A 15,753-nucleotide genomic window follows, 5' to 3' on the forward strand; every position below is an offset into this window, starting at 1 on the left:
GTAATCCAGTTATTGGTATCCAATACTCTTACCTTGGTCCCTGTAGGTAAACTTCTTACTTGATCTGTAGTCGTTACCCCGTATACAGTTGCTGGCTTGTCCATACCATGACGATCAAAATTGTAATCATCATAATAATTGATCGTATGGATTTCTGCAATCCCTTGTGGGATGGCATTGTTACTATAATATATCGTGGTACCCGCTATAGTTTGTGCACTGCTTTGTTTGCTTTCATGTTGGGTGTACACAACCGTGTTATCTGCAGATTCTTGCATAGGGATACGGCCACTACTATTACCAATCAATCCCGTATACGCAACACGACCATGTCTGTCATATTTGGTAAACAACCATTGGTTTTTACTCCTTAGATTCGCATCCTGAGTCATGACCGGTTGATCCAGTTTGTTGTACACAATATACTCCCATCCTTTGCCAGGGATCTTCTTTTCAACCAATCGGTTTCTGTAATCGTATTTGTATTGGTAACAGAGTTCGGCGAGCTCACTCTGACTTACGCCATTGGCTACAGTCACCTTGGGTGGTAGTACATATGAGAGATTCCCAAAATCATCATAGACATAATAGGTATCATGTGCTTCTGCTGTAGCTGAGCTTGTCGAAGCAAATGTTCGTTTTAATACTACTCTCCCCTGTTTGTCTTTATATTCTCTAGTGGTATGGTTATCGCCATCCGCCTGTGTCCAGTTCTCATCCTTGGTGATACTTACATACAACTCATTAGCTGCATAGTATCCGTTTTGTGATAATACCGGAGCTTCGGTATCGTTGTTGGTAAAGTCTACATCAAAACGTACTACTTCGTTGGCTGTGTTGTGTCTCCAATCAAACTTGATGGTATGATCAGTATCACTATTTGGATCTACCTTCCAGTCCTTACCTGGTGCTCCTTGTTCTAATGCTCTGTTTAATGGAGAATCCTCAAAGATTGTCTCACTATAGGCATTTACCTGTGTTGGGTTAGTGATCCCTGCAAAGTCTGCTGTATAGGTATCCAGATAATACTGGTTGATATCTGTAGTGATATTTACCGCAGTATAACTACCTTGGTTTGCCTTAGCAAAAGGTAAGTACTCTTTGGCTTGTCTACCCACCTCATCATACTCCATATGAGTGATGATGTCTTTTTGAGTAGGAGAACCTTTGATCGCCGTTTGTTGTTTGGGTCTTCCTAATCCATCAAAATACGTCACTGTCTCGATCACATCCTTATTCACCTGTATCTCACTAGGAGAACTCATGGCGGTTTGGTAGGTACGGGTAAACATATAACTCTCGGTATCTGATAAGCTAAGAATATGTGGGGTGTCTACACATCCCATCTCCTCTCCATATACCCCAGGACACTGATCTGTGTTGTCAGTCACATAGCCTGTAGGTGGAGTACATCCCGTTTGGGTATCACTAGGATCACCAAATCCATCATTGTCCCCATCCCTATACCATACGGTATTGGGGTGGATATTAGGATTGTTATCATTACAATCATCTCCATTTAGAACATAACTATAGCCATCACTTGGAGCAGCACTGCGATAAAATAGAGCATTTGGATCTCCAAAAGTGTCTGTATCTACATCTCTATAAAAATTCTTCGGTGCAATATTGGTGATAAACTCGGTGCTATCATCATAGTCATTCAGGTTAGTAACATAGCTATATCCATCTTGTGGCGGTGCACTACGGGTATATCTGATGTTTGGATCTCCAAAAGTGTCATTATCAGCGTCTCTGTAAAAGTTTTGGGGAGCGATATTGGTAATGTACTCATCACTATCATTATAATCATCATCGTTAGTTACATAAGCATACCCATCTGCTGGAGGGGCACTACGATAATAGTGAAACACAGGATTACCATAAGTATCATTGTCTGCATCTCTATAGTAGTGCTTTGGTGCAATGTGAGTAATAAACTCATTACTATCATCTAAATCATCACTGGTTAGTACATAACCCAAAGGACGATCACACTGGGTTTTAGTAATCGAAGAGGTTCCTCTACTATCTCCATCTCCATCCTTATACCAAACCGTATTGGGGTTGATATCGCCTTCTCCATCATCACAATCCAGATTATTGGTCACATAACCACTTGGACGAACACTATGATACACTCTAGTTGCTGCAGCTGGAGAGCCAAAAGTATCCAAATCCCCATCGATGTAAAAGTATCGTGGTGGAATATTGGTGATAAACTCATTACCATCATTGATGTCATCATTGTTAGCTACATAACCCGACGGTTGTGTACAACTCTGTGTGGTAACAGTCGCATTACCTCGACCATCTCTATCCCAATCACGATACCAAACCTTGTTGGGATTAATCGATGCATTACCATCATTACAATCATTCCCATTGGTCACATAAGTATACCCATCACTAGGAGGAGCACTGCGATAATACTTAATACTAGGATTTCCAAAACCATCTCGATCTCCATCTCTATAATAGTTCCTGGGAGCAATATGAGTGATATACTGATTGTTATCGTCTCTATCATCTTTATGTAGTACATAATTGGCAGGTTTAGTACACTGGATCTTCATAGGGCTGGTGCGTCCTCTACCATCGCCATCACCATCATAATACCACCTGGTAGTAGGATTGATCACTGCACTACCATCATTACAATCCGTGTTATTAGGCACATAATTGGTTGTAGGAGTAGTGACATATGCAGAGTTAGGATTACCATATCCATCCCTATCCCCATCATAATAATACTTAGTGGTACCGCCACCACCAATAGGCTCGTCAGTTAATTGTGCCGCTGCACTGTATCCCATAAGTAATAGGAATACAAGCATCATTATCTTGTTTTGCATACCTTTAAAATTCCTTACAATTTGTTTTTGAAATGATATTTGTTTTCTCCAATAGTAATTGAATCAGAAAGGGATAAGAAGAGAATTTTTCTCTTTTGGTGCCTACTCCTAATAAAACTTATCCCTCGTGATTCACAATCTAAACACAAATAATTGTAATAGATCTTTATATATTTTGATGCAATAGTACTATACGCCAGTTTCATATTTTGAAACTGTACCACACTAATGTGTTAAAGTTTTGATGATTTTTCCCTTACTCATCAAAACCTCAAAGCAAAACTAGAAGTTCCCTTTTTGATATCCTTACAGATATCTGTATCAAATGCATTTTGTTTCATCTACAGTAATCCTACCATTCGTCGACAGCAAACGGGGCTTCATCTCAAACCAACGGTTTATCAACAATGGATGGGCTACTTTTATACCATAGAAATAAAAAACGGTTTTGTTTTGTGAAACATAAAGTAAGCAACCAGGAGGTGCCTCTAAAAAGAAACATAAGACCAACCCTAACATATTGAGTCCCAAGACTACATATCGTCATACCCCTAAAGACAGCCGCTACAAAGTGGCTGTTTCTTTTTTGGTAAAAAGTGTGTAACAATTTCCTTTCAAAAAAGTCTTCTTTATGGTTCTGGCAACCTTTTTGATAGAAATTACGTCTTAGCTAATAAGACTTTTAATCAACAAATTTTGACACTATGATATTTCGTCAAGCAATTTTACTTTCTTACTGCTTATTTTTCGGTTCCTATCTCGTAATAGGGCAAACGATTAGTTCTAAAGTTTTGGATCAAAAAACAAATGAACCCGTACCCTTTGCTACTGTGCAGCTTTCAGAAAATCAGGGAATCATCACCAACGAAGAAGGACGTTTCAGCCTTACTATTGATGAAACACTAAAAGATGTAGATTCTATTTATATCTCTTCAATGGGGTATGAGAAATTAGCCATCGCCATCTCAAAAGATACCGATAGTATCATCTATCTTCCTCCAAAGGCGATTGAGTTAAAAAGTGTATTTATTTCAAATAAAAACCTTACTATCGACGAAATCATGGATAACGTGAAGGATAGAATTAGTGAGAACTACAACACCGAGCTGTCCAAAAAGAGACTATTCTTTAGAGAATCTGAGTTTAATACGCTTAAAAGAATGAATGTAGATTTCAAAAAATCTACCATCAAAGAATTAAACAAAAAATTGATCGATAGTGTGGTATCATTGATCCCTAGAGAATCTTCTTATTACACCGAAATCCTATGTGATCTATATGGAGATTTCGACAAGCAAAAATTACATATCACCAAAGCGGCAGAATTGTACGACAAGAATAAGACTGTATCCCTAGATGCCATGTCCAAACGTATGGAAACCATTTTTAAAGAAAATGTAAAACGCGATTCATATTTAAAAATTAAGTCTGGATTATTTGGCACCAAAGTACAGGTAGATTCTATCTTAGAACAAACTGAAGATGCCCAAGCCGTAAAGGATGAAATGGACAAACAAGACAAAAAAGAAGATAAGAGTAAATTCCTAAAATACAGAAAGCAAGGTCTGGAAAGTTTGATGTCGAGCCTATTTTTTAACGATGGGGTAATGTCTAACTTTATTAATAAATCAGGGAGATACGAATTTGAATTGATAGACTATACCTATATCGATGATCACAGTGTATACATCATTAAGTTCGAACCCAAACGCAACGAAGATTTTAAAGGGACATTGTATGTAAACACCGAAGACTTTGCCATTGTTCGAGCCGACTATCAAAACGCCAAAAATCTTAGAAACTTCAAGCTATTTGGTGTGCAGTATCAGGATAATCTATATCGCGCAAAAATGGGATTCACCAAGGGTGCTAACAACAAATACGATCTAAAATATATGGAAATGTATCGAGGTGGTTTCTTTGGGTTCGATAGACCGCTTAAAGTGATCGAAAAAAACAAAAACGTAAAAGGTAGACGTAAGCAAAATGAACTCTCACTTGGTATCGATGCCGTAAATACCTATAAGCGTAAATACGAAATTGTAGTTTTTGATTCTGAAAAACTAAGCGAAGCTGATTATGAAAATAGTAAAGAAAACAACAAAATAAAACCACAATATCTATCTAGCTATGATCCAGAATTTTGGAAAGGTTATAACATCATTGAGCCTAACTCTGCGATCAAACAGTTTACTGCTTCACCAGATAGTGAATAATCATCATTTTACAGTTCCTTCCTGCTTTATTCAGGAAGGAACTTTTTGATGTTATTGGATGCTACCATCTAATAAGTTGATCACTCTTGATCCATAAGCCATATTTTTTTCAGAATGGGTCACCTGGATAATAGTTACCCCCTCTTTATTGAGTTGGGTAAAAATATCCATAATCTCTTCTCCTTGTTTTGAATTTAAATTCCCTGTAGGTTCGTCTGCCAATATCAATTTTGGGCTGGCGATCAACGCTCGGGCAATCCCCACCAATTGCTGTTGTCCTCCACTTAATTGGGTAGGAAAAAGATCTTTTTTACCTACAATATTAAAACGATCCAACATATCGGCAACCATGGCTTTGCGTTCTGAACCACTGTACTTTTTGTACAACAACGGCATTTCCAGGTTTTCTTTTACGGTAAGTTCATCTATCAAATGATAGGATTGAAACACAAATCCGATATATTGTTTATACAAATTGGCACGATATTTCTCCTTTAAATTATGAACGGATTCGTCTAGAAAAGTATACTCTCCTTCATTAAAGTCATCGATCATCCCCAGTATATGGAGTAATGTTGATTTTCCTGATCCTGATGGCCCCATAATCGAGATGAAATCACCTTCGTTTACCCAAAAGCTGATATCTTTTAATAGATATACCTTTTGGCCACCAGAATGTACCCATTTTGATATGTTATTGAGTTGTAAAAGCATATTTGTAAAATTTTATATTCTATTTATTCTGTTCGTAAACTCTTTGTTGGATTGGATAAAGCAGCCTTTACTACATGAAACCCAACTGTAGAAACAGCAATGCATACCGCCAATAAGGTAGCGACCGCAAAATGTACCCAGCTTATTTCAATTTTGTATGCAAAATTGTCCAACCACCTGTTTCCGATATAATACGCCAAAGGACTTGCCACCAACATGGCTGTAAATACTAACTTCAAAAAGTCTTTGAGGTGCAAAGATGTAATTCCTAAAACCGATGCTCCCAGTACTCTTCGTATTCCTACTTCTTTTTTACGTTGTTCGGTAGTAAAAGATGCCAATCCAAATAATCCTATACAGGCAATAAAGATCGCTATAAACATGAACCAAAAAACCACTTTCGAAACTCGTTGTTCTGCTGCATAGTTGCGATAAAAATCCTCGTCCAAAAATGAATATTCGAATGGAATATTGGGATGTAGTCTTTCCCAAAGTCCTTGCACTTCTTTTATGGCTGCGGCAAAATTGGCTTGACTTAGGGTAACTACAAAATAATTTGGATTTGCCTGCCCCAGAGTGAGCAAGGCATAAGGAGCTATAGGTTCATGAAGACTTTTGAAGTTGAAATCTTCGATCACTCCAATAATCTCGAAGTGATTTTTTTCTTCTGCATTTCCATAAAATACTTTACGACCTACCGCAGTTTCTGGAGTATATCCAATTTGTTCGACCGCTGTTTTATTAAGGATAATCGAAAGTGAATCATTAGCCCTATTTTTTGAGAATGCCCTACCATGCAGTAGGGTATATCCTAATGTTTCTATATAGTCATCTGCCACTTGACCATATCGCGTATACACATTATCCTGAACCGTTTTATCCTCTGCATAAAAAGCATTGTCGCTAATCACATGTAATCCTGGATAAGAATCCCCTGCACTAGCAGAAACTACATTAGGGTTTTTAAGAAGTTCTGTCTTAAAGGTAGTATAGTTTTGTGCCACTTCTGAACTTCGAAGCGGTATTAGTAATTGATGTTCTTTTTTGAATCCTAAATCTTTATTTTTCAAGAAGTTCATTTGCTGCCAAATCATTCCAGAAACCAATATCAACGCTGCCGAAACCGTAAACTGAAAAATAACCAATCCCTTTCTTATCGATTTTGCAGAGATGGAATTCACCAAAGCACCTTTAAGTACGGTAACCGGAGCAAAAGAAGACAAATATAGCGCAGGGTATAGACCAGAAAGTACACTAGTGAGCACCGTTAATCCAACAATTATCAACAAAATTCCTGGGTGTGCAAAAAGATCGAGTTGTTTATTGATAAGCGTATTAAAAATTGGGATCAGTGTCCATACCAAAACCAATGCAATCAATAATGCTAACAAACATAACAGCAAAGACTCCCCAAAAAACTGAAAAATTAGTACTTTTTTCTTGGCTCCCAATACTTTTCTCACCCCTACTTCTCTCGCTCTTTTTTCGGATCTTGCCGTAGATAAGTTCATAAAGTTCACGCAAGCAATCAGTAATAAAAATGCGGCAATAGCACTAAAAATATAGATGTAGGTCATACTCCCATTTGCAGAGAGCTCCCATTGCATATTTGATTTTAGGTAAATGTCTTTCAAAGGTTGTGTCAAGTAGCTTCTTTCAAAGTTGCTCTCCGCCAATTGTGCTCCTAAGTGCCGTTGTGTAAAATCTGGTAGTTTCTGTTCAAAATTGGCTATATCGCTTCCTTTTTTAAGTTTAATATAAGTGTAAAACAGGTTATTCCCTAGTATACCTTCTTGACTGTCTACCCATGTACCAACATCATTATTCCTCATAGAAAGTAACAGGTTTGCACTAATATGAGATTTATAAGTGTCCTTTCGAAACACACCTCCTACGGTGTACTTGGTCTCCCCATAGGGAATTTCAATATCGATCACTTCGTTGATCGGATTTTTGTCTCCAAACAACTTAATAGCTACGTCTTCAGAAAGTACCACCATATTAGGTTGGTTTAACGCAGTACTCGCACTACCATACTTGAAATCATACGTCAAGACATTAAAAAAAGTAGAGTCTACATAATACCCGTTGGTTTCGTACAGTTTGATATTGTCCTTGTTATTTTTCAAAAGGAACTTATCGATATTAGGAAATTTAAGTACTCTTGTTGCTAATGCTATTTCTGGAAATTCGTCTTGTAACGTTTGTGCCATCGGACCTGCAGTCGTTGCCAATTCTGTACCTGCGGATTCCATAAAGACACGATAGACCTGATCTGCATCTTTGTGATGTATATCATAACTCATCTCGTCCATGATATACAAAGTAAGCAATACACAAGTCGCTAATCCAACTGCTAGACCAAAGATATTGATGAAAGAAAACAACTTATGCTTCAATAAGTTTCTCCAGGCTATTTTGAAATAATTCTTAATCATAATTACGCTACTTAGATTTAATTATTCTGTTCGTAAACTCTCAATAGGATTTACTAAGGCGGATTTAAGGGCCTGAAAGCTAACTGTTAGTATGGAGATTATAAGGGCGATAAAAGCCGCCAGTACAAACACCCAAAGATCAATTGAAGTTCTATATGCAAAATTTGTAAGCCAATCGTCCACCAGAAAATAAGCAATAGGGATGGCTATCAGTATTGAAATCATAATGAGTTTTGCAAATTCTGAAGTAAACAAAATCACCAATTCAGACATTTTTGCTCCAAGAACCTTTCTTATTCCCAATTCTTTAACTCGCTGTTCTGCCGTAAACGCCGAGAGTCCGAATAAACCAAGACAGGCAATAATTAATGCCATAACGGTAAAAATGTTTAGCACCAACCCCATTTGCTGCTCTGCTACAAAGGTGTTTTCAAAATCTTGATCCATAAAACTGTATTCAAAAGGAAATGAAGGATCAATCTGTGCTATTTCTTCTTGTACACTGGTAATTATTTCCTGTACATCAGCACTATTTTTGAAGGATTCTGAATGAAGTCTCATAGAATAGTATGATAAACCGGCTCCGTAATCCCAAACCTTATCATTTTGATGATGAATAATAACCAATGGCCCGATTTCTTGTCGAATGCTATTAAAATTAAAATTCTTGACTACTCCTATTACTTCGAACTCATCTTCATTGCCAGAGGCCAATGCCAATATTTTCCCTACCGGAGATTCATTTTCATAAGCATCTCTGGTCCCCCATCCTAATGCTTTAACAGCTTCTTCATTAAGAACCACTTTGTACTTATCATTAGGTCTTGCAGAAATATCAAAATTTCTTCCTGCTATAAACTCTACTCCCAAAAGATCCAAATAATCTTCTTCCGTTCTTACATTTCTAAGTTGAACCACATCACTGTTTCCTCCAATGTTTTTATAGCGATCTCCACTCCAAATATCGGGTGGCAAACCAAAGGATTTTCCCACCTTATCAAAAGCTGGGTTTGATTGTAGTTTTGTTTTAAGAGACTCCGTATCAAATCCAAGTTGTTCTATGTTATGAATTTGAAGAATATGATCTCGATCAAAACCAATATCAAGTGAGGATGCATACTTTAACTGTTTCTGAACAAAAAACGTACATATTACCAAAGCAATAGAAATGGTAAACTGAAATATGACCAAGGCATTTCTAATCCCCTTACCTTTAAATTTACTACTTATCTTACTTTTAAGAGTTTCAGCTGGACGAAATGCAGAAAGATAGAAAGCTGGATAGCTCCCGGAAACAATTCCTAATACCAAAATAAATACCCCTATAATTACAAGAAATAAAGGATTACCTAGATATGAAGACAATTCCAGTTTGGTATTGGCTACGGTATTAAATACTCCTAAGAACAACTGCACCAATAATAATGCGATCAAAGTCCCCAAAAAAACGAACAATGTAGATTCTAGAATAAACTGCTTAATTAGTGCTGTTTTTTGAGACCCCAATACTTTTCTAACCCCAATCTCTTTGGCTCTTTTTGACGATCTGGCCGTAGATAGATTCATGAAATTAATACTGGACAGCACTAATACCAATATCCCAATTGCTCCAAAAATTTTGACATACATAGGGTTTCCCGTGGGACCAAAAGTATGGAAATTCGGTGCTCCTGATCGGTAAACTTCTCTAAGAGGTTGTAACTCCAATTTCCAAGAATAGCCTTTTGTGAACTCTTCAAACGTTTGATTAAAAATACGTTCTGTAGTTGGTGGTGCCCATTTTGGTGGTATCGCCTGAATTTTATTAGTTAGAGCAGTTATATCTGTCCCTTCTTTTACCAAACCATAAGTACCAAAGGCTGTCCATATCCATTTCCATCCATCTCTTTTCATTTGTTCTGAAAAACTGCTTAGAGAAACCAAAACATCAAACTGAAAATGGGATTTATAAGGAACATTTTCGATAATCCCTTTTACCGTATAGGTTTGCCAATGACCTTCCCAATCTTTTACTTCTACAGTCTTTCCTATTGGGTTTTGATCCCCAAAGTAAGTTTTGGCCTTTTCTTCAGACAGTATCATACTCATGGGTTCGCTCAAAGCGGTTGCTTTGTTTCCTTTAATCCACGGAAAGGAAAAAACATCGAAGAAATTGTCTTCCGCAGCATAGTAAAAATCCTCATTATACACATTACTTTCAGTACCATCCAGAACACGAAGAACTTGAGATCCTCTATTCAATAGCCTGGTTACCTCTTCAAACTCTGGTGCATCCTCGCGTAAAGCAACGGCAACATTAGGGCCGGTACTTGATACTTGTTCTCCCCAATCTCCCCAAATGTCAGGTTGATTTATTCTATAGATACGATCTCCTTTTTCATGAAAAGTATCATAAGTCAACTCACTATGCACATAAAGCCCAATGATAAAACAAGTACAAATACCAATGCTTAATCCAATAATATTGAGAATGCTAAATTGTTTTTGTCGTAGGGCATTTCTCCAGGCTATTTTGAAATAATTCTTAATCATAATTATGCTACTTAAATTTGATTATTCGGTTCGTAAACTATCTACAGGATTCGCCATTGCAATTTTCATGGTTTGAAAACTTACCGTAACTATGGTAATCACAATTGCACTTAATGCCGCTGTAGCAAACACCCAAAATTCTATAGGTGTGCTATATGCGAAGTCTTTGAGCCATTCTTTGACCAGAAAATAGGCCAAAGGTGAAGCCAACACCACCGAGATTATAATGAGCTTGGTAAACTCTGAAGAAAATAACATGGCCAACTCTGATACTTTGGCTCCTAGTACTTTTCGTATACCTAATTCTTTAACACGCTGTTCTGCAGAAAATGCTGCAAGACCAAACAATCCTAAACAGGCAATAATTAATGCTAAAACAGTAAAAATGTTTAGTATCGTAGCCATTTGTTGTTCTGTTCTAAATGTATTTTCGAATTCCTGATCCAAAAAGCTATATTCAAACAAAACTGAGGCATCCATCTTTTTCATTTCTTGTTGAATATCATCAATAACACCTTGTAGTTCTCCGGTATTGCTAACGGTCTGTGGATTAATTCGCGCGGCCAAATAGGTACGCCCTCGACCATAATTCCAAACCCAATCATTATCCTTATGAAGGATAACCAATGGCCCTATTTTTTCTTTGGTAGAACTGAAGTTAAAATCCTTGACCACTCCCAATACCTCCATCTTACTGGCGTTTTCATTAGTCATGGCTACATATTTTCCAACTGGAGAATCGTTATGATAGTTTTCTTTATTCCCCCAACCAAACATCTTTACCGCTTCCTCATTCAAAACTACTCCGTATTTATCGGCTTCTCTTAAAGGATCAAAGTTCCTACCTGCCAAAAACTCTACTCCCAAAAGGTCCAAAAAGTCTCCTTCGGTTCGTACATCGTCAAAATGCAAGGCTGGATTTTCTGGTCCAAACGCTCTGTATTTATCCCCAGAAGTTACATTAGGAGGGATACCATAAGACATCCCTACGTGTGTAAATGCTGGATTTGCTTTTAGTTTTTCTTTCAGTGTCTCTCCTTGCCCTTCTAACTGCTCAAAATTGTGAATCTGCAATACATTATCTTTTAGCAATCCAAGATCCAAAGACGAGGTATACGACAATTGTTTTTGAACAAAGAAGGCAAAAATGATCAATGCGATCGAAACTGTAAATTGAAATACTACTAACCCATTTCTTAAGTTCTTTCCTTTGAATACCGAAGACATCTTTCCTTTTAAGGTTTCTATCGGACGAAATGCGGATAGGTAAAATGCAGGATAACTCCCTGACAAAATTCCTAATACAAGGATAAACAATACAATAAGTGTGATACAAATAGGATTGCCTAACACTGGTAGCATGGACAAGTTCTTATCGGCTATCGCATTAAATACACCCAAGAAAAGTTGTACCAACACAAGCGCAAAAATTGTACTTACCGTTACAAAAAGGGTAGATTCCAGTATAAATTGTTTGATTAATCTCGTTCTTTCAGACCCAAGTACTTTTCGAATCCCTACTTCTTTTGCTCTTTTGGAAGATCGAGCTGTAGATAGATTCATGAAGTTAATACTCGACAAGAAAAGGATCAAAATCCCTATAGCTATGAATAGTTTTACGAACTGTGGCTTACCGGTAGGACCAAAAAGATGACTCTTGGGATCGTTTGAAAGGTAAATACCTCGTAAAGGTTGAAGGTATAATCTCCATTCATTCTCAGCGGTAAACGCTTCATAAGACTGATTAAACAATCTTTGTGTAGTAAGTGCTGCCCATTTTGGAGGGATCGCCTGAATCTTCTCCTCGAGCACCTCAACATTAGTTCCTTCTTTTATCAGCCCGTAAGTAGCAAAACCTGTCCAGGCCCACAACCAATTTTGCCGATCCAATCTATTTTGGATAGTTGATAGTGACATCAACACATCAAACTCTAAATGAGAATTGTTGGGTAAATTCTCTAATACTGCAGTTACCGTAAATGTACTCCATTGATCATTGGATTCTCTTACCTCGAGTTGCTTCCCCAGCGCATCTTCATTTCCAAAATAGCGTTGCGCCATTTCTTCGGTAATAACCATACTCATAGGTTCTTTGAGTGCAGTCTGAATATCTCCTTCTTTAAACCGAAAAGAAAACACCTCAAAGAAATTTTCTTCAGCCAAAAAGGCTTTCTCTTCTTTAAAGAGGTCTCTATCCTGATTTTCGCTTTTTCGTCTCATGGTTTGAGCACCTGCATCCAGCATACGAGTTATCTTTTCGAACTCTGGAGCATCTGCTTTTAGTGCTTCTGCTACATTAGGACCGGTAGATGCATATTGCTTATTCCAATCTCCCCATATATAGGATTGATTCACTCTATAAATACGATCTCCATTTTCATGAAAGGTATCATAGTTCGTTTCGCTATATACATACAGACCTATCATAAAGCAACTGGTAATACCAATGGTAAGTCCTAATATGTTTAGAAAAGTAAATTGCTTTTCTCTTATCAAATTCCTCCAGATAATCTTGAAATAATTTTTAAGCATGATTTACGTTTTTTGATTGATTTTTTTATTCATCTCGTAGCGCATCTACAGGATTTGCACTTGCCGCAGCAAAACTTTGCCAGCTTACGGTAAGTAATGTGATACCCAGTGCAATAATTCCTGCCAACCCAAAGATCCACCAGTTCAAACTGGTTTTGATGGCAAAGTTTTGCAACCAGGCATTCATTGCATACCAGGATATGGGCACAGCTATAAAAAAGGCTACGCCTACCCATTTGATAAAATCGATATTGAGTAGTTTTAGTATTTTGAAAATAGTGGCTCCATTAACTTTACGGATACCTATTTCTTTTTTTCGTTGTATACAGGTATACGAAGTCAAACCGAACAGACCTAATGCTGCAATAAATATGGCTAAGGCTGTGAAAATTTTGAACGCATCCCTAAATTTGTTGTCTTCTTCGTACTGTTTTTGAAATTTCTTATCCAAAAATGTATAATTAAATGTACTCGAAGGAAATACTGAAGACCAGGTTTTTTGCAATTCATTTAGCGCAGTATTGTATCCAGAAACTGAAGTAACACTTGGATTCAATTTTACCAATAGTACATCCCGTGTTGGTGTATATCGCAACACCATGGGTTCTACCGGATTTTTTACCCCAAAATGATGATAGTCTTTGATAATCCCAACAATATTCCAATCACGACCCCAAAACTTTACTTTTTTATGTAATGCCTCCTCCACATTAGTGATCCCCACTTCTTTTACAAACTCGGCATTGACAATTATATCTTTACTATATCCTTTTGGAGTTTCCTTGAACGTTTTCCCAGCCAAAAATTCGATGCCCATAACCTCAAAATAATCCGTATTTGCCTCATATGTATACCATACCTTTTGTTCATTTATGGTACCGTCGGGATAGGTCATCCCCATAAAAGAAGATAGATTATCATATCCGTCACCAGGGTATGTATTTGACAAACCTGTACTGAGTACTATGGAGTTTTGTTTAAGTTCTTGAGATAACACCGAGAAATCAGCTCGCAATAAAGAATCGGATTTGTTGGTTAGGATTTCACCTTGTATGGCCAATACATTATTCAAATCAGAACCTATGGGTTGATCATTGATAAAATTAATTTGCTTGGTGACTACGATAGTTCCTATAAGCAGTATGATGGTCGCCAAAAACTGAGTAATAATCAGGGCTTTTCTAATATGTAATCCCTGAGCAGAAGTACGCACCTTCCCTTTTAACGCTTTTGAAGGCGTATAGCGACTTAGCACAATAGCAGGATATAACCCTGCTAACATCATACCTAGCAAAATAATCCCCAAAATAGGAAGTAGCTTTTGTATGATATCAATCTCAAAACGCAGTGTTTTTCCTGTAAATTCGTTATAGATTGGTAATATGAGCGTTGCTATAATTATGGCAATAATAATTGCCGCTATATTGAGCATAAACGACTCCAACAATGACTGTACAATAAGCTGTTGTTTTTGTGCCCCGGCTACTTTTCTGATTCCTATTTCTTTAGCTCTTTCTAAAGACTTGGTGGTAGAAAGATTGATGTAATTCAGCCAAGAAAGAATCAATATGATAAATGCAATGGCTGTAAGAAATTTGATACGGGTAATGCTACCATTTGCCTCTGCTTCATAAGGTTTATTAGAATATAAATGAATATCTTCTATAGGTTCGATATTCATACGCTCATCTTGTACTTCGGTCATACCTCGATCTACAATCTTTTTTTGTAAAAGAGTGGCATCCGCTTTTTCATCAATTTTTAAATAAGTAAAGAACGTATTGTTATTCCAATTGGGTCGTTTAATATTATCCCCAACAGCCTCTAGGTTAGGAAGAGTGCTATAAGAGATCAAATATCCAATTTTGAAATGTGAGTTTTGATCCAAATCTGGAAGCACACCAGTAACCTTTACCAAAGTAGAAGAACCCTGAAAAAACTGTAGCGTCTTCCCAATAGGATTCTGATCTCCAAAAAGTGTTTGGGCTAACGAAGCCGTGAGTACTATAGTATTTGGTTCTGTTAACGCAGTACGAGTATCTCCATACGTTAGGTTCTGACTAAAAATATCGAAATAAGTAGGGTCTGCAACACAACCATCACTTATTTCAAGAATGTGATGCTGGTTTTTTAAAGTTGTTTTTCCCAATCTATAGAATCGCACGTAATCCTCAACCTCCTGAAACTCCTTTTTTAATGTAGGACCTACCTGGTTATACGTTTGTGCATCCCCAGCCACATAGGTATCTCCTTCAAGATAATCCATATAGGCCCGATAAACATTTTCAGAACCATCAAAACGGTCATAACTATGTTCATATCTTATATAGACCATCAAAAGAATAAATGAAGCAACCCCAATGGCTAAACCTGCTATATTAATGAAAGAATACAATTTATTCTTCAAAAGATATCTCAATGCTATTTTAAAATATAAGGTATACATGGTACATTCTAATTTTTCTA

7 protein-coding genes are annotated in these 15,753 nt (G+C 37.1%); 1 reads left to right on the forward strand and 6 read right to left on the reverse strand.

The genetic code is table 11. The annotated features are described in order from the left end of the window. The coding region (locus tag BUE24_RS09775) for a DUF6443 domain-containing protein (protein ID WP_244548138.1) at positions 1-2,840 on the reverse strand (2,840 nt) is incomplete at its 3' end. A gap of 719 nt (positions 2,841-3,559) precedes the next feature. Between BUE24_RS09775 and BUE24_RS09780 the strand changes: the two genes are divergently transcribed. Next, complete coding sequence (locus tag BUE24_RS09780) at positions 3,560-5,071, forward strand: carboxypeptidase-like regulatory domain-containing protein (RefSeq protein ID WP_073315839.1); 1,512 nt, start codon at positions 3,560-3,562, stop codon at positions 5,069-5,071. Between the two features lie 51 nt (positions 5,072-5,122). Here BUE24_RS09780 and BUE24_RS09785 read toward each other — a convergent pair whose 3' ends face one another. Genes BUE24_RS09785 through BUE24_RS09805 form a run of 5 tightly spaced genes read right to left on the reverse strand, consistent with a single transcriptional unit; the run spans position 5,123 to position 15,733 of the window. Further along, on the reverse strand, positions 5,123-5,785 hold the full coding sequence (locus tag BUE24_RS09785; protein WP_073315840.1) for an ABC transporter ATP-binding protein: 663 nt from the start codon (positions 5,783-5,785) through the stop codon (positions 5,123-5,125). Positions 5,786-5,808: 23 nt separating this feature from the next. After that, positions 5,809-8,223 carry an ABC transporter permease gene (locus BUE24_RS09790; protein WP_073315841.1) on the reverse strand — a complete coding sequence of 805 codons (2,415 nt, stop codon included), beginning with the start codon at positions 8,221-8,223 and terminating at the stop codon, positions 5,809-5,811. A gap of 21 nt (positions 8,224-8,244) precedes the next feature. After that, positions 8,245-10,755 carry an ABC transporter permease gene (locus BUE24_RS09795; RefSeq protein WP_073315842.1) on the reverse strand — a complete coding sequence of 837 codons (2,511 nt, stop codon included), beginning with the start codon at positions 10,753-10,755 and terminating at the stop codon, positions 8,245-8,247. Between the two features lie 21 nt (positions 10,756-10,776). Next, the gene (locus tag BUE24_RS09800; protein ID WP_073315843.1) at positions 10,777-13,287 is read right to left on the reverse strand and encodes an ABC transporter permease; all 2,511 of its coding nucleotides are present in this window, start codon (positions 13,285-13,287) and stop codon (positions 10,777-10,779) included. A 25-nt stretch (positions 13,288-13,312) separates the two neighbouring features. Beyond that, positions 13,313-15,733, reverse strand: coding sequence for an ABC transporter permease (locus BUE24_RS09805; protein WP_073315844.1), 2,421 nt, complete (start codon positions 15,731-15,733; stop codon positions 13,313-13,315). Positions 15,734-15,753 lie beyond the last annotated feature (20 nt).

It is taken from the genome of Aquimarina spongiae (assembly GCF_900141785.1).
Taxonomy (GTDB): domain Bacteria; phylum Bacteroidota; class Bacteroidia; order Flavobacteriales; family Flavobacteriaceae; genus Aquimarina; species Aquimarina spongiae.